Origin of the sequence: Rhodovulum bhavnagarense (genome assembly GCF_004343505.1) — a bacterium.
GTDB lineage: Bacteria > Pseudomonadota > Alphaproteobacteria > Rhodobacterales > Rhodobacteraceae > Rhodovulum > Rhodovulum bhavnagarense.
The window spans coordinates 79097-101618 of record NZ_SLXU01000003.1 but is presented as its reverse complement, the minus strand read 5'-3'; the positions used below and the strand labels follow the sequence as shown (position 1 = coordinate 101618).

General features: G+C 63.7%; 24 protein-coding genes, 1 tRNA gene and 1 pseudogene. 10 read left to right on the top strand and 16 right to left on the bottom strand.

The window, feature by feature from the left end; genetic code table 11:
* Positions 1–39 precede the first annotated feature (39 nt).
* From EV663_RS05495 to EV663_RS05460, 8 genes are all read right to left on the bottom strand, one after another.
* The gene (locus EV663_RS05495) at positions 40–1383 is read right to left on the bottom strand and encodes a DNA-packaging protein (RefSeq protein ID WP_481883021.1); all 1344 of its coding nucleotides are present in this window, start codon (positions 1381–1383) and stop codon (positions 40–42) included.
* Entirely contained in the window at positions 1310–1663 is a 354-nt protein-coding gene (locus EV663_RS05490; protein WP_132950785.1) for a hypothetical protein, read from the bottom strand. The genes EV663_RS05495 and EV663_RS05490 overlap by 74 nt, the downstream gene beginning before the upstream one ends.
* A gap of 172 nt (positions 1664–1835) precedes the next feature.
* The gene (gene mltG, locus EV663_RS05485) at positions 1836–2990 is read right to left on the bottom strand and encodes an endolytic transglycosylase MltG (protein ID WP_132950784.1); all 1155 of its coding nucleotides are present in this window, start codon (positions 2988–2990) and stop codon (positions 1836–1838) included.
* Positions 2990–4252, bottom strand: coding sequence for a beta-ketoacyl-ACP synthase II (gene fabF / locus EV663_RS05480; protein WP_132950783.1), 1263 nt, complete (start codon positions 4250–4252; stop codon positions 2990–2992). The genes mltG and fabF overlap by 1 nt, the downstream gene beginning before the upstream one ends.
* A gap of 172 nt (positions 4253–4424) precedes the next feature.
* Positions 4425–4658, bottom strand: coding sequence for an acyl carrier protein (locus EV663_RS05475; RefSeq protein WP_132950782.1), 234 nt, complete (start codon positions 4656–4658; stop codon positions 4425–4427).
* Positions 4659–4840: 182 nt separating this feature from the next.
* Positions 4841–5578, bottom strand: a complete 738-nt coding sequence (gene fabG, locus EV663_RS05470; protein ID WP_132950781.1) for a 3-oxoacyl-[acyl-carrier-protein] reductase — start codon at positions 5576–5578, stop codon at positions 4841–4843.
* A 10-nt stretch (positions 5579–5588) separates the two neighbouring features.
* Positions 5589–6524 (bottom strand): ACP S-malonyltransferase, encoded by a 936-nt coding sequence (gene fabD / locus EV663_RS05465; RefSeq protein ID WP_132950780.1) that lies wholly within the window; start codon positions 6522–6524, stop codon positions 5589–5591.
* Between the two features lie 53 nt (positions 6525–6577).
* Positions 6578–7489 (bottom strand): glycosyltransferase family 92 protein, encoded by a 912-nt coding sequence (locus EV663_RS05460; protein WP_132950779.1) that lies wholly within the window; start codon positions 7487–7489, stop codon positions 6578–6580.
* A gap of 251 nt (positions 7490–7740) precedes the next feature.
* On the opposite strand from EV663_RS05460, the gene rpsF reads away from it, so the two are divergent.
* Genes rpsF through rplI form a run of 3 tightly spaced genes read left to right on the top strand, consistent with a single transcriptional unit; the run spans position 7741 to position 8983 of the window.
* Positions 7741–8100 carry a 30S ribosomal protein S6 gene (gene rpsF, locus EV663_RS05455; protein WP_132950778.1) on the top strand — a complete coding sequence of 120 codons (360 nt, stop codon included), beginning with the start codon at positions 7741–7743 and terminating at the stop codon, positions 8098–8100.
* 25 nt (positions 8101–8125) lie between these two features.
* Positions 8126–8353 carry a 30S ribosomal protein S18 gene (gene rpsR, locus EV663_RS05450; protein ID WP_005608650.1) on the top strand — a complete coding sequence of 76 codons (228 nt, stop codon included), beginning with the start codon at positions 8126–8128 and terminating at the stop codon, positions 8351–8353.
* Positions 8354–8365: 12 nt separating this feature from the next.
* Complete coding sequence (gene rplI / locus EV663_RS05445; protein WP_132950777.1) at positions 8366–8983, top strand: 50S ribosomal protein L9; 618 nt, start codon at positions 8366–8368, stop codon at positions 8981–8983.
* A gap of 71 nt (positions 8984–9054) precedes the next feature.
* On the opposite strand, the gene EV663_RS05440 is transcribed toward rplI, so the two are convergent.
* From EV663_RS05440 to EV663_RS05425, 4 genes are all read right to left on the bottom strand, one after another.
* Entirely contained in the window at positions 9055–9654 is a 600-nt protein-coding gene (locus tag EV663_RS05440) for a GNAT family N-acetyltransferase (protein WP_341799031.1), read from the bottom strand.
* Between the two features lie 93 nt (positions 9655–9747).
* Positions 9748–11082, bottom strand: a complete 1335-nt coding sequence (gene tig, locus EV663_RS05435) for a trigger factor (protein WP_132950776.1) — start codon at positions 11080–11082, stop codon at positions 9748–9750.
* 281 nt (positions 11083–11363) lie between these two features.
* On the bottom strand, positions 11364–12494 hold the full coding sequence (locus EV663_RS05430; RefSeq protein WP_132950775.1) for a THUMP domain-containing class I SAM-dependent RNA methyltransferase: 1131 nt from the start codon (positions 12492–12494) through the stop codon (positions 11364–11366).
* 169 nt (positions 12495–12663) lie between these two features.
* Positions 12664–12748 (bottom strand) — tRNA-Leu (locus EV663_RS05425).
* Positions 12749–12923: 175 nt separating this feature from the next.
* Here EV663_RS05425 and EV663_RS05420 point away from each other — a divergent pair.
* Positions 12924–13211, top strand: a complete 288-nt coding sequence (locus EV663_RS05420) for a Hint domain-containing protein (protein ID WP_132950774.1) — start codon at positions 12924–12926, stop codon at positions 13209–13211.
* Between the two features lie 84 nt (positions 13212–13295).
* On the opposite strand, the pseudogene EV663_RS05415 reads toward EV663_RS05420, so the two are convergent.
* Positions 13296–14123: pseudogene (locus tag EV663_RS05415) on the bottom strand (NAD(P)H-hydrate dehydratase); the annotation flags it as partial.
* Between the two features lie 359 nt (positions 14124–14482).
* Between EV663_RS05415 and EV663_RS05410 the strand changes: the two are divergent.
* A complete protein-coding gene (locus tag EV663_RS05410) occupies positions 14483–14821 on the top strand; it encodes a P-II family nitrogen regulator (RefSeq protein ID WP_132950772.1) in 339 nt (112 codons plus the stop codon).
* Positions 14822–14890: 69 nt separating this feature from the next.
* Positions 14891–16297, top strand: a complete 1407-nt coding sequence (gene glnA / locus EV663_RS05405; protein ID WP_132950771.1) for a type I glutamate--ammonia ligase — start codon at positions 14891–14893, stop codon at positions 16295–16297.
* A gap of 412 nt (positions 16298–16709) precedes the next feature.
* Here the strand turns inward: glnA and EV663_RS05400 are convergent, their stop codons facing one another.
* Positions 16710–17315: a biotin transporter BioY gene (locus tag EV663_RS05400; RefSeq protein ID WP_132950770.1), complete on the bottom strand. Its 606-nt coding sequence runs from the start codon at positions 17313–17315 to the stop codon at positions 16710–16712.
* Positions 17316–17321: 6 nt separating this feature from the next.
* Positions 17322–17792: a DUF6314 family protein gene (locus EV663_RS05395; RefSeq protein WP_132950769.1), complete on the bottom strand. Its 471-nt coding sequence runs from the start codon at positions 17790–17792 to the stop codon at positions 17322–17324.
* A 79-nt stretch (positions 17793–17871) separates the two neighbouring features.
* On the opposite strand from EV663_RS05395, the gene purB reads away from it, so the two are divergent.
* The 4 genes from purB to EV663_RS05380 all read left to right on the top strand — a co-directional run bounded on the left by purB (position 17872) and on the right by EV663_RS05380 (position 21650).
* Positions 17872–19182 (top strand): adenylosuccinate lyase, encoded by a 1311-nt coding sequence (purB, locus tag EV663_RS05390; protein WP_132950768.1) that lies wholly within the window; start codon positions 17872–17874, stop codon positions 19180–19182.
* A gap of 82 nt (positions 19183–19264) precedes the next feature.
* A complete protein-coding gene (locus EV663_RS15575) occupies positions 19265–19426 on the top strand; it encodes a hypothetical protein (RefSeq protein ID WP_165910137.1) in 162 nt (53 codons plus the stop codon).
* 128 nt (positions 19427–19554) lie between these two features.
* Complete coding sequence (locus tag EV663_RS05385; protein WP_165910136.1) at positions 19555–20628, top strand: FliG C-terminal domain-containing protein; 1074 nt, start codon at positions 19555–19557, stop codon at positions 20626–20628.
* Positions 20629–20708: 80 nt separating this feature from the next.
* On the top strand, positions 20709–21650 hold the full coding sequence (locus tag EV663_RS05380) for a lysophospholipid acyltransferase family protein (RefSeq protein ID WP_132950766.1): 942 nt from the start codon (positions 20709–20711) through the stop codon (positions 21648–21650).
* On the opposite strand, the gene EV663_RS05375 is transcribed toward EV663_RS05380, so the two are convergent.
* Positions 21625–22323 carry a DUF1223 domain-containing protein gene (locus EV663_RS05375; RefSeq protein WP_132950765.1) on the bottom strand — a complete coding sequence of 233 codons (699 nt, stop codon included), beginning with the start codon at positions 22321–22323 and terminating at the stop codon, positions 21625–21627. The genes EV663_RS05380 and EV663_RS05375 overlap by 26 nt on opposite strands.
* Positions 22324–22522: the final 199 nt, after the last annotated feature.

The following is a 22522-nucleotide window of genomic DNA, read 5'->3' as shown; positions in this document are numbered from 1 at the left end:
TTTTCATGTCAGCCGGGCGCAAAGGCCCGGTGCCGCGACCTACAGCCCGCGCACGCGGGGACGCCGCCACTGCGCCGCCGGCGCGATCATCAGGTCATGGATGGCCCATACCAGCGCATCCACGCGATCAGGACTCCCCCGCCCCTCGTAACCACGCGCGGTCATCCGGCACATCTGTTCCTCCAAAGTCTCCAGCCCGCGAAGATGCCCAACACGACCCTGTTCGTAAAGCGCGGCCACCGGTTCGGCGCGCGCGACCTTACCTCGCGACGCGCGAACAGCGCGAAACGGCACCAAGGGGTCGATCTGCCGGATCACACTTTCCACCAGGTCGCCCCCCTGGTTGACTTCGGCGACCAACCGTTCCGCTCCGTGCCTCTCCATCGCGGCAATCGCCGCCTCTGCCCATACGGCAGGGGCAGCCCCCGTCACGCTTGCATCTTCGATAACCACTGCCCGCCACTGCGACGCCGCGCCCCTCGTGATTGCCCCGGCCACCACGATGCCGCATTCATCCGATCCGCGATGGCCGGTCACCGGCGGATCGACCGCGACCACGATACGGTCAAAACCGGGTGGCGCCTCCATCCGGATACGATCCAGTCCCTTCGGCGTCCACAACGCTCCTTCCGCTTCGTCCAGCAGCACACCGTCCAGTTCCTGCCGCCCCAGGCGCGATCCGGCATAGCGGGCACGCACCTCCTCCAGGAAGCTCTCGGCCAAGTTTGCCCGGTTGGCCTCGGTAGGGGCATGGGTCACCACCGTTGATGGACTGGCAAGGATGGTTCGTAAAATGCCCACATTGCGCGGGGTCGTCGTGATGCACTGCCGGGGATTGGCCCCGAGCCGGAGCCCAAATTGAAGCATATCCCATGTCTCCTCGGCCTTTTTCCACTTGGCCAGTTCGTCCGACCAGGCCGCATCGAATTGTGGGCCACGCAGGCTTTCGGGGTCGTGGGCGGAAAACACCTGCGCCACTGCCCCGTTCGGCCAGACCAGGCGTCTTCGCGTGGCCTCCCATTTGGGGCGCCTGTCAGGGGGCGAACAGGCCAATAGCCCGCTATCGCCCAAAACCATGACCTCGCGGACCTGGTCCACCGTCTCACCAACCAGTGCGACACGACGGGCAGACCCGACATCCATAGGCCGCGCGCCCTCGACCTGCGCACGGACCCATTCAGCCCCTGCACGCGTCTTGCCCGCACCGCGCCCGCCCATGATCACCCAAGACCGCCATTCACCCTCGGGCGGAAGCTGATGCGGCAACGCCCAGAACTCGAAAAGATAGGGCAGCGCCAGCAACGCACCTTCACTCAGCCCTTCCAGGAACTTCTCCTGATCCGCGCGCGGTGCGCAGGCGATCCAGTCGGCGCCCGATTTCAGCACGGGCCCCGTCAAGGTCGATCGCATAGTCGTTGACGATACCGGATTCGCTTCTGAGACGCTTTTCAACTCGTACCCTTTCATCGAACGCTGTCTGAGCCGCCTTGCCAAGATCGCCCAGCGCACCGCGAAGCTCGCGCGCCCGGCCACTTTGACCGGCCTGGATTTCTGCCATGAGATCGTGCAGCGCACGGATCGTACGCCGGTAATGCTCTTCCGCCTCTTCAAGCACCGCCTGCGCCGCCGAGTGCCCCCCTGTGGAGGTCGTTATCAATGCCATGTCGTTATTTGCCTGCCTCGCCTGACCGCCGCGGCGGAAGACATGAAAAAGCGGCCTCGGGGACACCCCCGGGCCGCTTACCCACGTCTTCCAGCTTGCCTGAAGGGATACTCCAGACCGTGCGCAGAGTCAAGAAGTTTATTCTTAACAAGAGGTTAACAAACCCCTTGCCCTATTGCGCGCCTCGCTCCGCCTCGATCTGACGCCACCGCGCGACGTTGCGGTTATGCTCGGCCAGGGTTTCGGCAAAGGCATGCCCGCCGGTACCATCGGCAACGAAGAACAGGTACTCGCTTCGTGCGGGATCAAGAACCGCCGCGATCGAGGCCGAGCCCGGATTCGCGATAGGGGTCGGCGGCAACCCATCGATGACATAAGTATTATATGGCGTTTGGCGGCGCAGCTCGCTTTGCCGGATGCCCCGGCCCAGTGGCGCCTTACCCTGGGTCAGGCCATAGATCACCGTAGGATCGGTCTGAAGCCTAATACCTTGCCGCAAGCGGTTTATGAAAACGCTTGCCACCAGGGGCCGCTCTTCGGCGATACCGGTTTCCTTCTCGACGATCGAGGCCAACGTCAGTGCCTCTTGCTTGCTGGCAAGCGGAAGGCCCTCCCGCCGCGTCGCCCAAAGCCGGTCAAGGGTATCGGCCTGTCGCGCCTGCATCTCGGCAATAAGTTCAGCCCGATCATCGCCCTCGGCCACCTCGTAGCTATCGGGGGCCAAGCTGCCCTCGGCGGGCAATAAGGACACCTCACCGGAAAGGAAATCGGCCGATTTCAGTTCTTCGATCACCTGCCAACTGGTCACGCCCTCGGCCAGGGTTATCCGGTAGCGCAGATCGTCAAGGCCGCGATAGCGCTGGTATTCGTCCGGGGCTTTCTCATCCGCCGGATCGAATGCCAGGACCTCGACATAGCGCGATGTCTCGGGGTCAAGTTCGCGTATCATCACCTCGGCGCGCGTCACACCGATGCGAAAGTTCAACTCGGTCCCGCAGGTCGAACGCCCGCCGCGGGTGACGATATCGACGATCTCTTCCATCGATGCGCCGGGCTGAACCAGGAAACTGCCCGCTTTCAACAGATGGGCCTTGTCAGTGTAATCAGCACCCAGCCGAAATAGCGTCGGGTTGGAAATCGCCCCCGACGCGGCCAGTTCACCGGACAGTCGTGTCATGTTGGAGCCCGGCTCGACGCGCAGGCATATCGCGGATTCAAGCGGGCCGGACGTGGTATACTGGCGCTTGCCCCACATCACCACACCGCCTGCCAGTACCAAGAGCACCACAAACAGCGTCAGCGCATTAGAGGCAAGCGAACGCCACATCAGACTTCACCGCGCCCCAACACGAGAGAGGCATTGGTGCCCCCGAAACCGAACGAATTCGACAAGGCCACATCGATCTTGCGCTTGACCGCCTTGTGCGGGGCAAGGTCGATGCGCGTGCCCTCGGGGGGCGTGTCCAGGTTCAGTGTCGGCGGCGCGATCTGGTCACGCAGGGCGAGCACACAGAAGATCGCCTCGACTGCGCCCGCAGCCCCCAGCAAATGCCCGACCGAGGATTTGGTCGACGACATCGTGGTCGCTTCCGCCGCGTCGCCCAACAGCCGCTCCACCGCGCCCAACTCGATCGTGTCGGCCATGGTCGAGGTGCCATGCGCGTTGATGTAGTCAACATCCGCCGGGGTCAGCCCCGCGTCGCGCAGCGCCGCCCGCATCGAGCGATAGCCACCGTCGCCATTCTCGGCCGGCGCCGTGATGTGATAGGCATCTCCCGACATGCCGTAGCCCAGAACCTCGGCATAGATCTTGGCGCCGCGGGCCTTGGCATGCTCGTATTCCTCCAGCACGACCACACCCGCGCCCTCGCCCATCACGAAGCCGTCGCGATCCGCATCCCAGGGGCGCGAGGCCGATTGCGGATCGTCGCCCCGCTTGGTCGACAGCGCCCGCGCCGCGTTGAAACCGGCCACGCCGATTTCCGACAGTGGGCTTTCGGCGCCGCCCGCGACCATCACGTCCGCATCGCCATACTTGATCAGCCGCGAGGCATCGCCGATAGCGTGCGCCCCCGTCGAACAGGCCGTCACCACGGCGTGGTTCGGCCCCTTGAACCCAAACCGGATCGACACCTGCCCGGAGGCCAGGTTGATCAGCGCCGAGGGGATGAAAAAGGGTGACACCCGCCGCGGTCCCTTTTCCTTGATCAGCAGCGCCGTGTCGGCAATCGCGGACAGCCCGCCGATGCCCGAACCGATCATCACGCCGGTGCGCTCTTTCTGCTCGTCGGTCTCGGCGACCCATCCAGAATCCTCCACCGCCTGCATGGCCGCGGCCATCGCGTAGAGGATGAAATCGTCAACCTTGCGCCGCTCCTTGGGCTCCATCCAGTCGTCGGGGTTGAAGGTCGCATCGCCGCCATCGCCAAGGGGCAACTCCGCGGCGTAGGTCGTCGCCACGCGCGAGGCGTCAAACCGCGTGATCGGACCGATCCCCGATTGCCCGTCGAGCAGCCTCTTCCAGGTTTGCTCTACCCCGCAGGCCAGCGGGGAAACCATCCCCATGCCCGTGATCACCACTCGACGCATCTGATGCTCCTCGCTGGATAACTCGCCCGTTCCGGCGCTCCTGATACAGTGGTTTGACGGGCGGGGGCAATAGAGCCCCGCCCCTGTGGGATGCATTCAGCCGTATCCGGCCCTCAAACGAAAAACGGCGCCCGATGGGGGCGCCGTCCTGTCCGGTCGGGAACTGCTCGCCTCAGGCGGCGTCTTGGATGAACTTCACCGCGTCGCCAAAGGTCTGGATCGTCTCGGCCGCGTCGTCAGGGATCTCGATGCCGAACTCCTCCTCGAAAGCCATGACCAGTTCGACCGTGTCCAGGCTATCGGCGCCGAGGTCATCGATGAACGACGCGTTCTCGTTCACCTTGTCCTCTTCGACGCCCAGATGCTCGACCACGATCTTCTTAACGCGATCAGAGATGTCGCTCATGTCCGTTCCTCACATATTGCTCAGGCAGCGTGCCCGTCTTTTGCTATTGGCCCGCAGGGCCGCTCTGTCTCCCGCGGGCGCGGGGAAATTCCAAGCGCGGGATGCCCCCGGCAGAAACTGCGCCGCCTATAGCACATCGTCCCCGCTTGGCAAACGCTTTCCGGTCGCAGGCCAGCCCCCCCTCAGACCATTGCCATCCCGCCATTCACATGCAGCGTGGCGCCTGTCACATAGCCGGCCTCGGCGCTGGCCAGGTAAACCACCGCGGCGGCGATATCGCTGGGCGTTCCCATCTTGCCCATCGGCACCGCGCCCAGGATCCCGGTCTTTTGTTCATCGGTCAGCTTGTCGGTCATCGCGGTTTCGATGAAACCAGGCGCGACACAGTTCACGGTGATGCCGCGTGCCGCGACCTCCTGGGCCAGCGACTTTGACATGCCCACCAGCCCGGCCTTGGCCGCGCAATAGTTCGCCTGCCCAGGATTGCCGGTCGTGCCGACCACCGAGGTGATATTGACGATCCGGCCCCAGCGTGCCTTCATCATGGGCCGCATTGCGCCCCGGCACAGCCGCATCGCCGCGGTCAGGTTCACGTCAAGAACTGCCTGCCAATCCTCGTCTTTCAGACGCATGAACAGCGTATCGCGCGTGATGCCCGCATTGTTCACGAGGATATCCAGGCTTCCCATCGCATCGGCTGCCACCTTGGGCAACGCGTCCACCGCAGCGGGGTCGGACAAGTCGCAAGACAGCACATGGGTCCGTTCCCCCAATTCCCCGGCCAGCGCAGAGAGCGGCGCCTCGCGCGTCCCCGACAGGCCCACCGTCGCCCCCCGCGCATGCAGCGCCCGCGCGATCTCGCCTCCGATGCCGCCCGATGCGCCGGTCACCAGCGCACATTTTCCAGTCAGATCGAACATCGTTCCCTCCTCAGTTCATGCTGTCCACGGCGGCTGTCACCTCTTCGGGGGTGCCTACCTGGCGCGTGGCCAGCGACCTCTCGATCCGACGCACCATGCCTGACAGGGCCTTGCCCGCGCCGATTTCCCAGGTCTCGGCCACGCCCTGCCCCGCCATCCACGTCACAGAGCCGCGCCAGCGGACCGATCCGGTGACCTGCTCGACCAGCAAGGCGCGGATCGCATCGGGATCGCTGATCGCCTCGGCGCGCACATTGGCCACCACCGGAACCTGCGGTGCCTCGATGACCACACCGTCCAGCGCCTCAGCCATCGCTACAGCGGCCGGGGCCATCAATGCGCAGTGGAACGGCGCGGAAACCGGCAGCATCACCGCCCGCTTGGCGCCCTGCGCCTTGGCCAGTTCGACCGCGCGCTCCACCGCCGCGACATGCCCAGAGATTACCACCTGACCAGGATCGTTGTCATTGGCGGCTTGCACCACCTCATCGCCGGCCGCCTGCTGCGCAATGGCATCCACCGCGGCGTAATCCAGCCCCAGGATCGCCGCCATGGCGCCAACACCCACGGGCACCGCCGCCTGCATTGCCTCGCCACGGATACGCAACAGCCGCGCCGTATCTGCCAGGCTGATCGCACCGGCGGCGCACAAGGCCGAATACTCACCCAGCGAATGCCCCGCGACGAAAGAGGCCGCATGCACCGTCACCCCCTCGGCCCCCAGCGCGGCCATCGCCGCGATCGAGGTCGCCATCAGCGCGGGTTGGGCGTTACGGGTCAACGTCAGCGTATCCTGATCGCCCTCCCAGATCAGCGCCGACAGCTTCTCGCCCAGCGCCTCGTCCACCTCTTCGAAGACCTCGCGGGCCTGCGGATAGACCTCGGCAAGCGCACGGCCCATGCCGATGGTCTGCGCCCCCTGCCCCGGAAACACGAATGCAAGCATATTGTCCCTCTCGTCGCGACCGTTCCGGGTGGTCTAGCCGCTCCAACCACGCTCTACAAGCGGGCAGAATCGGTAGTTTCCAAGCGGGCAAGAAAGTCGATCGCCGCACGATCCTCGATCTCGGCCGCCTCGATATTGGCCACGTTGCGCCGAACCCGTGCGGCATGGCGCTCGGCCGCGACGCGTTGATTGGACCCCCGCGCGATCTTTGCGGCCAGCTCGGCCTCCGAACGCGTGTAGTAATGGTTCAATTGCAGATGTTCGGCGGAATAAAATCGGCGCGCGCTCCGGCCCTTGAGATCCGACCTCTCTCCCCGGTCGTTCCAGGTCACGGCCTTGCCGTCGATATCGACGCTGTGCACCCTCACTGCGCTAACGCGGGTCGCATCGACCACTGTCTTGAAATTGGTCACCCCTCTGGCCCCGCTCATCGGGTCGGCGGCGCGGCGGGTGTAATTGGCGATCACACCTCCCTCGGGCGGCACCCGGTGCGCGTTGCGGCCGAAATTGTGCCAAGGCAGCGTCACGCTCGGTATATCGCCCAGGTGCGAAAGCGCAGCGCCAATACTTTCGGTCCGCTTTGGCACCAGGAACTCATCGGCGTCGATACAGGCCATCCAGCGGAACGCCCCGCCGAAATTGCGCATTGCGTGGGCATAGGCCAGCACCTGGTTGTGAATCTCGCGCCCCGTGCTGGCATCGGCGAGTCTCTGGTTCCATGGCAACACCGTCAGGCAATCGCCCAGCACCTCACGCAGGCAAGGCAAGGTCGTATCGGTGCAGCCATTATCGTAGACAAAGACATGCGTCGCACCGGCCGCCCGGTGAAAAGACGCCCATTCTGCGATATGGCGTTCCTCGTTGCGCACGATCAGCACAAGCGCCACACCATCCCGTCCCGGCTCGGGGGCGGGCGGACGAAAGGCCAGCTTGGTTATGGGTTTACGCGAAAAAAGGCTTGGCATCCTGGGGCCTGGGCAGTTGGTCACGCCACCCTAGCCCGCTGCCCCCGCCGAGGCCAGCGCCTAAGAGACCCACCCCGATCTGGTCAAATGCCGCCCCCCGCGGCGCGGGCTTGCATTTGCTTGCGCGCACTGTATAAGGCGCCGATCTTCCGCCGTGCAACGACCCGGTGCAGCCTCTCGTGGACGGGATGCGGAAGTCATGTAAAGACCCCGCCCTATGAAATGCACCCGCAAACAGAACTGGAGTTCACATGCCGCTTTACGAGCATGTCTTCATCGCGCGCCAGGACCTTTCCAACGCGCAGGCCGAGGGCCTTGTCGAACATTTCTCCACGGTACTGGCTGACAACGGCGGCAAGGTCGTCGACAGCGAATACTGGGGCGTCAAGACGATGGCCTACAAGATCAACAAGAACCGCAAGGGCCATTACGCCTACCTGCGCACCGACGCTCCCGCGCCGGCCGTCCAGGAAATGGAACGCCTGATGCGGTTGCACGAGGACGTGATGCGCGTTCTGACCATCAAGGTCGACGCCCACGAGGAAGGTCCCTCCGTCCAGATGCAAAAGCGTGACGAGCGTGACCGCGGCGACCGCCGCGAACGTCGCTGATCCCCTGAGTAAAGGAGTCCAACCCATGGCCGCAAAACCGTTTTTCCGCCGCCGCAAGGTCTGCCCCTTCTCGGGTGAGAACGCGCCCAAGATCGATTACAAGGACACTCGGCTTCTTCAGCGCTATATTTCCGAGCGCGGCAAGATCGTGCCCTCGCGCATCACTGCCGTATCCGCCAAGAAGCAGCGTGAGCTGGCCCGCGCAATCAAGCGCGCCCGCTTCCTCGCCCTGCTGCCCTACGCCGTGAAATAAGGGGTCGATTCAATGCAAGTGATCCTTCTGGAACGCGTGGCCAAGCTGGGCCAGATGGGCGAAGTGGTTTCCGTCAAGGACGGCTACGCCCGCAACTTCCTGCTGCCGCAGGGCAAGGCGCTGCGCGCCAATGAGGCTAATATCGCCCGTTTCGAGGCCGAGAAGGCGCAGCTCGAGGCGCGCAACCTCGAGACGAAGAAAGAGGCCGAGGCGCTGGCCGAAAAGCTCGACGGTCAGCAGTTTATCGTGATTCGTTCGGCTTCGGACAGTGGCGCGCTCTATGGCTCGGTCACACCGCGCGACATCGCAGACGCGGCAACTGCCGACGGGTTCTCGGTTGATCGCAAGCAGGTGGTGCTGAACGGCCCGATCAAGGAGCTGGGCCTGCATGACGTGAGCGTCCACCTGCATCCCGAGGTCGCCGCGACCGTGCAGATCAACGTCGCCCGCTCTGCCGAAGAGGCCCAGTTGCAAGCCTCGGGCAAGTCGATCCAGGAACTGGCAGCCGAGGAAGAGGCCGCCGCTGAGTTCGAAATCTCGGAACTGTTCGACGATATCGGCTCTGCTGCCTCAGACGACGACGACAACCTGGTCGAAGTCGCAGAGGACAGGGCCCGGCGCGACGCCTGACGACAATCGGCCCCGGCGGGCCGTACAAAAACAACGACACCGCGCGGGGTAGAACATCCCCCGCGCGATTTTCATTTCAAAATCGGAACCTGCGGCGCGGCGGCCGGATCGATCACACCGCTTAGACGTGGGTCCTGTGCGATCTGCACCTCCCTACGGACCGGCACAAAGCCGCTGCGCAGGTAGAACGGTAGGGCTCGCGGGCTATCCATCGTGCAAGTATGCACATGCAACAGAGTGATCGGCGCCTCCCAGGCCCGCCGAAGAGCGGCATTCATAAGGTAACGGCCCGCGCCGGTGCCGACCGCCGAGCCGACCAGCCCGAAAAATGCCAGCTCACAAGCCCCAGAGGTTCGAAAATCCAATTCGAGCAACCCGATATCCAGCCCGTCGCGCCGCAGGACATAAATCTCGACATCCGGGTTTTCCAGAATATCGGCCAGCGCGTCGTCTTCCAGCAACAGACGAGAAAACCACAGCCATTCGCCGGCTCCGACACGGGCGAACAATGCTCGGTACCAATCAGGGTCCGGCTCTTCGATCCGAACAAGGCTCAGCCCCTCGGAGACGGGCGCGGGCTGTTCTGGAACGGGCGCGTGCATCTCCAGATAGGTGACGACCGCGGCCACATGGCCTGCGGGAACCTCGTAAAATCCTTCTTCCAACATCATTGCCGTTCTCCTTTTGCCGCCGCGGCGCGATAGCCGAAACGCAAAACGGCAGCCCCAAGGCTGCCGTCCGCATCACGTGAACCCGCGCAGCGATTATGCGTCGTCTTCGAGTTCATCGACGGCCTTTTGCAGGTCGTCCTTGGTGACTTCCTTGTCGGTGAGTTCGGCAAGATCAAAGATATGATCGACCACCTTGTCCTCGAAAATCGGTGCTCGCAATTGCTGAAGCATCGCCTGGTTCTGACGGATGAAATCGAGGAATTGCTGCTCTTGGCCGGGATATTGACGTGCCTGCGCCATTACCGCCCGAGTCATCTCGGCATCCGTGATCTCGATCTCGGCCTTGCGCCCGATCTCGGCAAGCAACAGGCCTAGCCGAACCCGGCGTTCGGCCAGCGTGTTGTGCTCTTCGGTCGGCTCGATCGCGCCGTGATCATGGCCATGCACCTCGGGGTGCTCTTCGTGCCAAAGCTGATGCGCGATCTGCTTTGCCTCGGCCTCGACAAGGCTCGGCGGCAGGTCGAACTTGACCGCTTCATCCAGCGCGTCCAGCAATGCGCGCTTCATCACCGCGCGCGCTGCACCGCCGAACTCGGCCTCCAGCCGCTCGGCCACCTGCGCCTTCAGCGCGGCCAGGTCCTCTGCGCCGAACTGCTTGGCCAGCTCGTCATCGATTTCGGCCGGTTTCGGTTCCTTGATGTCCTTTACCGTCACATCGAAGGTCGCGGCCTTGCCCTTGAGGTTTTCGGCGCCGTATTCCTCGGGGAAGGTAACCTCGACGGTCTTTTCCTCGCCGGCCTTCACACCGACCAGTTGGTCCTCGAAACCGGGGATAAAGCTTTCCGAGCCCAGCACCAGCGGGTAATCCTCGGCCGCGCCGCCTTCGAAGGGCTCGCCGTCAAGCTTGCCGACGAAGTCGATGACGACCTGGTCGCCTTCCTTGGCCTTGGACCCCTTGCGGCGGCTTTCGAAATTCTGCACGCTTTCGGCCAACTTGCCCAGCGCCTCGTCGATATCAGCGTCTGCCGCCTTGACGATCAGCTTTTCAAGTTTGATCGCCTTGAGGTCGGGCTCGGGGATCTCGGGCAGCGCCTCGTAGGTCATCTCGACCACGACATCGTCACCCTCTTTCCAGTCTTCCCCCACCATGCGGACATCGGGCTGCATCGCGGGCCGGTCGCCGGTCTTTTCGAAATGCTCGCCCATCGCGCCATCGATGGCTTCTTGCATGGCCTCACCCATAAGGCGCTGGCCAAACTGCTTTTTCAGAAGGGCCATCGGCACTTTGCCCTTGCGGAAGCCCTTGAGTTCAACCTGAGGCTGGGCCTCGGCAAGCTTTTCGTTGACCTTCTCATCCAGCTCGCCCGCGGTCACGGTGATGGTATAGCCGCGCTTCAGGCCGTCATTCAGGGTCTCGGTGACCTGCATCTTATCTTGTCCTTTTCATCCATCGCTATTGCGGGTAGAGCCGGGGCAACCGTTTGATTTATTGAAAAGAAATCGTCGCGCTTCGGCGCCCGCATCCCCAGTTTTCTCTGCAAACCGTCTCAGCCCCCGCCTATACCCGTCGAATCCGCTTGAATGCAAGCGAATGCGTCCGTCGAATGACAGAAGCAGCCACAGAAAACGGAGCGGCACCCAGCCCGGCCGGACCCGACCGACACCGGCAGGGACGTGCGACCGTCCCGGCAATAACCACCGCCCCCATCTCAGTTCTGCGGCAACAGCCCCGTGCGAAACAGGCGCACCTTGATCCCGCCATGGTCAATGGGCGGCCCGATCTCGGCAAAGGTCAGGCCCGTCGCCCGCGCAAGACCGGCCTCGCTGGTCACGATTCCGACGCGCCAGCCCACAAAGCGGCTGCGCAGAACCGCGCCCAATGTGCCGTAAAGCGCGTAAAGAAGTTTCTTGTTGCCAATCCGCCCCCCATAGGGCGGGTTGACGATCACAAGGCCTGGCGGCCCCACTGGCGGGACAAGCGCGCTCACGGGTTGTTCTGCAAACGCGGTCAGATCGTCGATGCCCGCCCTCTCGGCATTGGCCCGACTTGCGGCAATGGCGGTGCGGTCCCGATCAAAGCCGTAGAAACGCGCGTCGGGCGTGCGTTGGCGGTCGCGCCGGGCAGCACGCAGCATTTCCCACGCGACAGCATCGAAACTGGCCAGACGTTCGAACGCGAAACCGCGTGCACGGCCCGGCGCGAGACCGGCGGCGATTTCGGCGGCCTCCAGAACGAAAGTACCCGATCCGCACATCGGGTCGACAACCGGTTCATCCCCGCGATACCCGCATTGCCGCAGAAACAGCGCGGCCAGCGTCTCGCGCATCGGCGCCTTTACGACCGCTTCCTTGAACCCGCGCTTGTGCAGCAGATCGCCGGAAGTATCGACGCTGAGGGTGCAAAGATCATCCTCGATGCGCGCCATGACACGGATCGCATCCTGTGCCGTATCCCCCGCCGGGGGCGCGCCCAGTTCCTCGGAAATGGCCCGCGCGATACGCTGCGCGGCCGCGCCTGCGTGATAGATCCTTGACCCACTACAGCTTGCCTCGACCCTGACAGGCTGATCCGTTCGCAGAGCCTCGGCCCAGGGAAAACGTCGCGCGCGCTTGTCGAGCTGGGCCAGGTGAAACGCCCGGAAGGCCCCGATCCGGGCCAACACCCGGCCGGCGCCGCGCAATTCGAGATTTGCGCGCCAGACATCTGGCCAATCGCCCCGGACAGCGACCCCACCCGGCGCGATCACCGGCGAGGCAAAGCCCAGGACCTGTGCCTCGTCCGCCAATACTTGCTCCATCCCGGGCGGAACGGTGAGGAATATCTCGAAGGGGTGTTCCATTCCATCTACCTAACGACCAATCGAACGGGCCGCGACGGGAAAATGCGTTCTCGCGCACCGTGTCCGCCCCGCCAAGAGGCCCAGACACCAAGCGTTTGGAACGGGTCCAACCGGCGACATCGTAATGGCAACGGGTCTAGGTCATGACACGAGATCTGAACTCGAATAATGGTGCGGGTGAAGGGACTCGAACCCCCACGCCTTACGGCGCCAGAACCTAAATCTGGTGCGTCTACCAGTTCCGCCACACCCGCAAGGCCACGCCGCCCTTCCCGTTCTAGCGACCAGTCGGCGATAGCCGCATCCTCTTAGCAAAGGGTCAAGAACGATGCGAGGAAAAAACACACTACAGAAATCGCTCGTCGTTAACGCAATTTTGCCATATTGTTCGCGATAAAAAACAAGTGCAGGCAAAAAACGAGCAAGATCATGCTGGACCTCTCTATTGCGCCGACCGGGGCGCGTTTACGTCGTGGTGCCGTCCGGCCACCGGACCAAGCGCTTTGCGAGGGCACTATCGTCCTGACCCTCGATGGCGCGCTGCCCGTCGAATTCCTTTCGGTTGGCGATCGGATCATTACCCGTGCCGGCGCCCGCATTCTGCGCGACATCCGGCGCGACGACGCGCAGGGCACCGCTGGCTACCACCTCGGCTTTGACAGGTCCGAGGTGATCTATGCCGACGGCAAACAGATCACCATCGCCCCCTTGCCCTGATCGCGTGACACGGACACGGGTCCGGGAACCCGTGTGATCCCATCGGGTCGCACGCCCTCCCGACGCGTGCCAGCAACATACAGTTCACAGCCCAAGCGCGCGGAACACCGCCGGCAGGGCCTCTGGCAGGTCTTCGGCGATCAACCCCGGCCCGACATGGCGCGCGGCCTCAACGTGAAGCCAGACGGCGTCAGCCGATGCGTCTATCGGATCGAACCCACGCGCCATCAGCCCCGCGATCATTCCGGCCAGCACGTCGCCTGCCCCGGCGGTCGCCAGCCACGGCGCGCGGCGGGCAAGCGCCGCATCGTGCACCATGCATCGACCGTCAGGCGCGGCGATGAACGTCTCTGGCCCCTTCAAAGCCACCACCGCCCCCGCCCTCCTGGCCGCCGCGCGCACCAGCCCGACACGCAGGGCAAGCGGCAGGTCCGGTGCTGTCGCGCCATCGGCGACGAGGTCAGGGAAAAGGCGTGCGAACTCCCCGCCATGGGGCGTCAAGACCACGCGCGGGTGCAACCTTGAAAACAAACCCTCAACGTCCTCTTCGAAGGCGCCCAACGCATCGGCATCCAGAACCGCGGCTCGCCCCGTCGCCAGCGCCCGTGCGGCCAGGTCGCGCGTCGTGGCATCGCAACCCAGCCCCGGCCCGAGGCAAAGCGCCGTCACCCGCCGATCTTTCAACACGTCGACAAGCCCCTCGCCGCCCTCGACCTGGCGCAGCATGACGGAGGTTAATTGCGCAGCACATTCCGCCATTGCCTCGGGCGGCGCAGCCACCGTCACCAGCCCCGCGCCGACCCGCAACGCGCCACGCGCCGCCAGCCGTGCCGCCCCCGTCCGCCCCAGGCCCCCGGCCAAGACAAGGGCATGCCCATGGGCGTATTTATGGGCGTCTACCCGCTTGGCCAGCCGCTCGCGCAGCGCAGGCCCACCCGAGATCCGCCGCGGCTCACCCCACATCGCGGCGGCCCTCGCGCCTCGTCCCGGCGGCACGAAGGACGCACCGAACCGACAGCGCCACACTGCGCCAGATGCACTGGTGCACCGCACCCCCGGTGGCGCGGATTTGTGCAGAAACAAAAGCCCGGATCATGTACCGCCCCTCCAGAGTTCACAAAGCGCCGCTCTCACGGGCGTAACGATTAAATTTTAGGCATTAGACGCGGATTCACGAGGGCACCCCCCGCCCTCTCATCCTAGCCAATTGTCTGCGCGCAGGGAAAGTGATCTGTCGGGCATCGAACCGCACGAAGAAGGAGTCGCGTGCCGTGAAAAAGATCGAGGCGATCATCAAGCCCTTCAAGCTCGACGAGGTGAAGGAAGCTTTGCAGGACGCCGGGGTTCAAGGCCTCAGCGTGATAGAGGTCAAGGGCTTCGGGCGCCAGAAAGGCCATACCGAGCTTTACCGCGGCGCCGAGTACGTTGTGGATTTCCTGCCCAAGGTAAAGATCGAGGTCGTCCTGCCCGAAGACCAGGTCGAGGCCGCGATCGAGGCCATCGTCAACGCCGCCAAGACCGACAAGATCGGCGACGGCAAGATTTTCGTCTCGCCCGTCGAACAGGCGATCCGCATCCGCACCGGCGAGACCGGCGAGGACGCACTCTAGGATTTCACGAAATTCCGGCCGCAGCGCGGCCGGCAAGCGACCATACCTAAAAAGAGGGATCAAGGTCAGATGAGCAAGGACAAGTTTCTCAAGACCATCAAGGACGAAGATGTCGAATATGTCGACATCCGCTTCACCGACCCGCGCGGCAAGCTTCAGCACGTGACCATCATGGCCCATCTCGTCGACGAGGATTTCCTCGACGAGGGTTTCATGTTCGATGGCTCGTCAATCGCCGGCTGGAAGTCGATCGAAGCCTCGGACATGAAACTCATGCCCGACACCGAAAGCGCCTATATCGATCCGTTCTACGCGGAAAAGACGATGTGCGTGCACTGCTCGATCGTCGAACCGGACACCGGCGAACCCTATGATCGCGACCCGCGCGGTACAGCCGAAAAGGCCGAGGCCTACCTGAAATCATCGGGCATCGGCGACGTTGCCTATTTCGGCCCCGAGGCCGAATTCTTCCTGTTCGATGATGTGCGTTACGCGGTCACCCCCAACAAGGTCTCCTTCGAGGTCGACGCCGACGGCGCAGCCTGGAACACCGATGCCGAGTTCGAGATGGGCAACCTGGGTCACCGTCCCGATTTCAAGGGGGGCTATTTCCCGGTGAACCCCTCCGATGACGGCCAGGACATCCGGTCCGAAATGCTCTCGACGATGAAGCGTATCGGCATGAATGTCGACAAGCATCATCACGAGGTGGCCACCAGCCAGCACGAACTGGGCATGATCTTCGACAGCCTGACCAAGCAGGGCGACAACCTGCAAAAGTACAAATACGTCATCCACAACGTGGCGCTTGCCTATGGCCGCTCAGCCACCTTCATGCCGAAACCGATGCAGGGCGACAACGGCTCGGGCATGCATGTCAACATGTCGATCTGGAAGGACGGCAAGCCGCTCTTCGCCGGCGACAAGTATGCCGACCTCAGCCAGGAGGCTCTCTATTTCATCGGTGGCCTGCTCAAGCATGCCAAAACGCTGAACGCCTTCACCAACCCCTCCACAAACTCCTACAAACGCCTGATCCCCGGCTTCGAGGCCCCGGTCCTGCGCGCCTACTCGGCCCGCAACCGCTCGGGCTGCGTGCGGATCCCGTGGACCGAAAGCCCGAAGGCCAAGCGCGTCGAGGCTCGCTTCCCCGACCCCTCGGCAAACCCCTACCTGTGCTTCGCCGCGCTTCTGATGGCCGGTCTCGACGGGATCAGGAACAAGATCGATCCGGGCGAGGCGATGGACAAGAACCTCTACGACCTTCCCCCCGAGGAACTGGAAGGCATCCCGACCGTCTGCGGCTCGCTTCGCGAGGCCCTTCAGGCACTGGAGGCCGATCACGACTTCCTGCTGGCCGGCGACGTGTTCACCAAGAGCCAGATCGAGGGCTACCTCGCGCTGAAATGGGAAGAGGTCTATGCCTTCGAACATTGCCCGCACCCGGTGGAATACAAGATGTATTACAGCTGCTGACGCAGCGGCTGGAACGCCAGAAACAAAACAGGAAGGCGCCCCTAGGGGCGCCTCTTTTCATTTCCTGCGGCAAAGGTTGCGTTCCTTGTCCCTTTCGAGACCGACAACAATCATGCCGGCTCGTGCGTACGAGCAAATCAAAGCCCGCCGGAAAGCAGGGATCAGACAGTGCGCCCAATTGAAACGGCACTACGCCGGAGAGCACCCGGAAATCCGCCCATACGCCGCGCCCGGATGCGAGCCGACGCCTCCGGCGGGGGGTATTTTGACCACGAAGAAGGCCGAGGGTACGCCTTGCTTCTTCTTGGTCAAAATACCCGTTCAGACTCTTTCCAAAGTGAAGAAACGAGAAAGGAGCGCGCCCCGGCAGGCCACGCCCCTGTGCTGTTGCTACGGATTGCCCGTGAAAAAATCAGCCGCGGGCGCGCCCTACGAGCTTCCAGGCCGCGGGGATCAGAAGGGCTGCAAGTCCCAGCTTAACCAAGTCGCCAACAAGGTAGGGGATCAGACCCCAATCCAGTGTTTGTGTCCAGCCCGCAGTGAACTGGTTCAACCAGAGCAGACCCGGCACGTAGATCAGCGCGTTGCCAAGCAGCAGCGCCGCGCCCATACCCAGAACCGAACGGTCCAGACCACGCCGCGCGGCGATACCAAGCACAAGCGCCGCCAGAACGTAACCCAGCAAATACCCACCCGTACCGCCAAGCATGTAGTTCATGCCGTTCAGTTCGGCCGAGGAGGAAGCGAACACATCGAAGCCCAGCGCACCGATCGTCATGTAGCCCAGGATCGTCGCAAGCCCCAATCGCGGGCCATAGGCTGCGCCGATCGTCAGCACCGCGAAGGTGGTCATGGTCACCGGGACCGGCGAGGGCCACATCGGCACCCGTATCTTGGCGGCCACCGCAAGCGCGGCAATGCCGAGGATCACAAGCAATACCTGTTTCACACGCAGCGCCGCGCCGTTGCCAGCCAGCAGGTTTTCGGCAAGAACCTTGTCGGTCAGGGCCTGGGCCATTGTCCATCACTCCTGTTGCATTCGTCCCGCATCTTCTGCCCCACCCTCGCGCCCCGTGCAAGCCCCGAGCGGGGTGAAGGCCGATCTCAGGCGATAGTCCTTGCGCGGTCCCTTGACCTGCCAGACCACGCACCAGGCCGGCCAGGACGTAAAGTCATACCCAACCTCATAGGTATCGGGAGGACAAACGTGGCGCGCCCTGGGCCTTGGTCCCGGATTGATGCTGTGGAAGAACCTGCCATCGTCAAAGAAGATTTCCACGGCCTCACGCGCCTGTCGCCACAGGTAACGGCGCCTGGCCGTGATTGGCCTCTGCCCTGGCATGGCAAGCACGCCGCTTTCCACGTAGTCCAGCCCGCCCATCGCGGCGGGTCGCAGTACCGCCTGCCCGGTAAAACGCACAATCTGTGCCGCACGGGCATCCTCGATCCGTCGCTCGATGGCCCAGCGTCCTGCGAAGTCCTCAAGTCCCGGCACATTGCCCCCATCGCTTGCCGCGCCCTGCCCCAAGCGTTATCAGACGCGGCAACAACAGTCCAAGCGAAGGCGAACGCCCATGATCCCCCGCTATGCCCGCCCCGAGATGACCGCCATCTGGGAGCCTGCCACCAAGTTCCGCATCTGGTACGAGATCGAGGCCCATGCCTGCGACGCGATGGCAGAGTTGGGGGTGATCCCGAAAGAAAACGCAGCAGCGGTTTGGAAAGCCCGCAACGTGCAGTTCGACGTCGCCCGCATCGATGAGATCGAAGCGGTCACCAAGCATGACGTGATCGCCTTCCTCACTCACCTGGCCGAACATGTCGGCAGCGACGAGGCCCGTTTCGTACACCAGGGCATGACCTCTTCCGACGTGCTGGACACCTGTCTGAATATCCAACTGACGCGCGCTGCCGATATCTTGCTTGAAGATATGGACAAGGTTCTGGCGGCCCTCAAACGTCGCGCCTATGAGCACAAGGAAACCGTGAGGATCGGGCGCAGCCACGGTATCCATGCCGAACCCACCACGATGGGCCTGACTTTCGCTCGATTTTATGCCGAGATGGCGCGCGGCAAGGCCCGCCTTCTGGCCGCGCGGGCGGAAATCGCTACCGGCGCGATTTCCGGGGCCGTCGGCACCTTTGCCAATATCGATCCGGGCGTCGAGGAACATGTCTGCAAGATGATGGGCCTCACGCCCGAACCCATTTCCACCCAGGTCATCCCGCGCGACCGCCACGCGATGTTCTTTGCCACGCTCGGCGTGATCGCCAGCAGCATGGAAAATATCGCGATCGAGATTCGGCACATGCAGCGCACCGAGGTCCTGGAGGCCGAAGAGTTCTTTTCAGCCGGCCAGAAGGGATCGAGCGCGATGCCGCACAAGCGCAACCCAGTGCTGACCGAGAACCTGACCGGGCTGGCGCGGCTGGTGCGTATGACGGTGATCCCGGCGATGGAAAATGTCGCCCTCTGGCACGAACGCGACATCTCGCACAGTTCGGTCGAACGCGGAATCGCGCCCGATGCGACCGTAACACTGGATTTTGCGCTGAACCGTTTGGCCGGCGTGATCGACAAGCTGGTGATCTACCCAGAGAACATGTTGAACAACATGAACAAGTTCAAAGGCTTGGTTATGTCGCAGAGGGTTCTTCTGGCCCTGACCCAGGCTGGCATATCACGCGAAGATGCCTATCGCCTGGTACAGCGCAACGCCATGAAAGTCTGGGAAGAAGGGCGCGATTTCAAACAGGAACTTCTGGCAGATGCCGAAGTCGTCGCCGCGCTCAGCCCGGCCGAGATCGAAGAGAAATTCGACCTTGGCTATCACACGAAGCATGTCGATACGATTTTTGCTCGGGTTTTCGGCGAACCGGCCTGATCCAGCGCCGCCGCTGCGGCAGGGATTTGGAAATCGTCCGGCCTGTGCTACCTTGTGTCACACGTCACAAGGGAGAAGCAGCATGACCATCAAGACCATCATGGCCGCGTCGGTGCTGGCGCTCGCGCCGACTTTCGCACTGGCCGAATGCGGCTGGGAAAAGAAGATGAACGCCAGTCAATGCCCCGAAGGCCAGGTTCTGGACGCGGCATCGGGCGCTTGCGTGAATCAGGCCACCAGCTAGGGTGCCTTTTCGGACTGCACCCTTCGACGGCGCGGAGGTGTTCCGCGCCGTTTTTTTGTCGAATGCACCGTGCTAACCGCCTGTTTACCGAAGGGCCGCAAATTGTCCCCGTCAGACCGGAGGCCCGCGTGACCCTGCCCTGTTCTCCAGATATGCCCGGTGGCGGGCTCGTCCCTGCCTACAGGCTGACCCGGCGGCGCAAGGCCGCGATTATCGTGCGCCTTCTTCTGGGCGATGGCATCGCCCTGCCGATCGACAGGCTGCCTCCCGCGTTGCAGGCGGCGCTGACCGACGACATCGCCACGATGCATCACGTAGACGGTGCAACGCTGCGCGAGGTGGTGCAGGAGTTTCTGGCCGAACTAGACCAGGTCGGCCTGACCTTTCCGGGTGGGCTGGATGGCGCGATGGATCTGATCGGCAAGCATCTCAGCCCGGAGGCCGCCGCGCGCATCGACGCACGCCGCAAGACGGGGGCCCACCCGGATCCCTGGTCAGACCTCGCGCGGGCGGAGGCCCCCGAACTTGCCGGCCTGTTATCCGGCGAAAGCCCCGAAATCGCTGCGGTGGCCCTGTCCAGACTCCCGCGCGAACGGGCGGCGGCGGTGCTCGGCGCGATGCCCGCCCGGCAAGCCCGCCAGATCGCACTGGCCGTATCGCGCACTGGCAATGTCGCGCCTGCGGCAGTTGACAGGATCGGCGCGGCGCTGTTGGCCCGGCAGGCAGCCGCACCTTTGCGCGCCTTTGACACCCCGGCCGAAACACGGATGGGGTCGATCCTGGACATCGCCCCGGCAAGCACGCGCGATTCGGTCCTTGAGAGCTTGGCCGAAACCGATGCAGAGCTTGCCCGAAAAGTCCGGCGCGCGGTCTTTACTTTTTCCGATATTCCCATGCGTCTGTCGCCGCGCGACGTTGCCGCCCTGATCCGCAGCGTGGACCAGGACGCACTGGTTGCCGCCATCGCGGGGGCCGGGGAAACCGACGCTCAAACGGTCGAGTTCATCCTTGCCAACATGTCCCAAAGGCTTGCCGACCAGTTGCGCGACGCAGTCTGCGAACGCGTTTCGTCCCCCCCCGCCGAAGAGGTAGAGGCCGCACAGGCCCGGATCACCGCCGCCCTGCGCCAACTCGAGGCCGATGGCGAGATAACGCTGATCGCCCCGCCCACCGGGGACCGGGCGCGCGACCCGCGCTTGTGATCGGAAAAGACGGGGCTTATGTCTGCCGGCTATGGCCACGGTGCGGGCGGGCAGCCAGCGACCATAGCGGGACAGGTGGAATGGGCAAGACGGCAGACAAGCGCGGGCGCGGACCGGCCGCATGGCTGGGCGACCGTGCCGTTCGTGGCCTGATCGCCCTTGCGCTGGCCCTGCCCTACGCGACGCGGATTCGGTTCGCAGGCTGGGCCACGCGCAGGATCGTGGCGCCGCTGGCCGGCTACATGCGCCGCGCCCGATCAAATCTCGAACTGATCTATCCCGACATGCCCGCACGCGAACGCCGCCGTATCGCGGCAGCCGTCTGCGACAATGCCGGACGCACCCTGATAGAGAACTATTCTACCCGCGACTTTCTCGCCCGCATGGCAAAGGTCGCCCCCCATGGCCCCGGTCTTGCCACGCTGGAACAAGCCCGCGCCAAGGGTCGCCCGGTGATCCTGGTGACTGGGCATTTCGGCAATTACGAGGCTGCGCGCGCCGCGCTGGTGGCGCGCGGCTATGCCATTGGTGGGCTTTATCGTCCCATGCGAAACGCCTATTTCAACACCCATTACGAACGGACCATGCAGGCCTTTGGCGGCCCGGTATTTCCCCAGGGACGGCGCGGAACGGCCGGTTTCGTTCGACATCTGAAACAGGGCGGGATGCTGGTGATCCTGACCGATCAGCATCATGCCGCGGGCAGCTACCTGACCTTCATGGGGCATCCTGCGCGCACAGCCCCCTCGGCTGCGGAACTCGCGCTGCGCTATGACGCGGCACTGATCCCGTTCTACGCCACGCGCCTGCCCGACGGTCTGAACTTTGATATCGCCATCGAGGCGCCGATCCCCCACACCACCCCCGACGAGATGATGCAGGCGCTGAACGACAGCCTTGAGGCCCGAGTTCGGGCCCGACCCGAACAATGGTTCTGGGTGCATCGACGCTGGAAACCGGGACTCGACACCGCGTCCCGCCAGGGCGCGAAACACGTCAGCGGAGCTGCGCCGCGGCAATGATCGCGCCGGGGCCGGGACGCTGGACGATCACGGCGATCGGCTTGCCCTCGGTATCGTCTACCGTCACCGATAACGGCTCTGCCCCGTTCCAGCGCGCGACAGCCTTCCACGCCTCGACCACATTCGCATAGCTCAGCGTGCGGCCGGCATTCTCGCCGCGCTTGATCTCGACCACCTCTTCGGGCCGGAAACGCACCACCTGCAAGACGACATCCTCGTCAAAGGTCCGTTCCGAGCGCGCGGTTATGATCACATCCGCACCCTCGCGCACCATGCTCAGATGTACCGGGCGTTCGGTGTCACGATGTGTCTCGATCAATTGCGCCAACACCATGGGACGATAACCGACAACGTGATCGACCCCCCCGACCACAAGCTGCGGCGTATAGATCGACCGCGCGCCAGCGGCACGCGCATAGGCTTTCTGGCGGCGGGTAAAGGAAGGATCGGCGAAAACGTCTTTCCAGCCGATATAATCCCAGTAATCGACATGCAGCGCCAGCGGGATCACGTCGTCACGCTTGGCCAGTTCCGCGATCAGCGCGTCAACCGGCGGGCAGGACGAACAGCCCTGCGAGGTGAACAACTCCACCACTACCGGGGCCTCATCCGCCAGAGCCGGGGAGTTGAAGCCCAAGCTCGCCGCCAGAAGCCCCGCGATGATGCGATTCATGCTGCCTGCCCTTGATCCGTTCCCACCCCGGTCTTAACCAACCCTCGAAGGCCTCGCCAATCAAGGTTTCGGGAGCCTGCCGTGCGCATGTGCCGCTATTGGGCACACCATTCAGTGCACCGTGGTATACGAAAATATACCACGCCCCCTTGATCGCCCCCGACCAATCGGGCAAGAGCGTGGCAAGAGACGCGTTTAA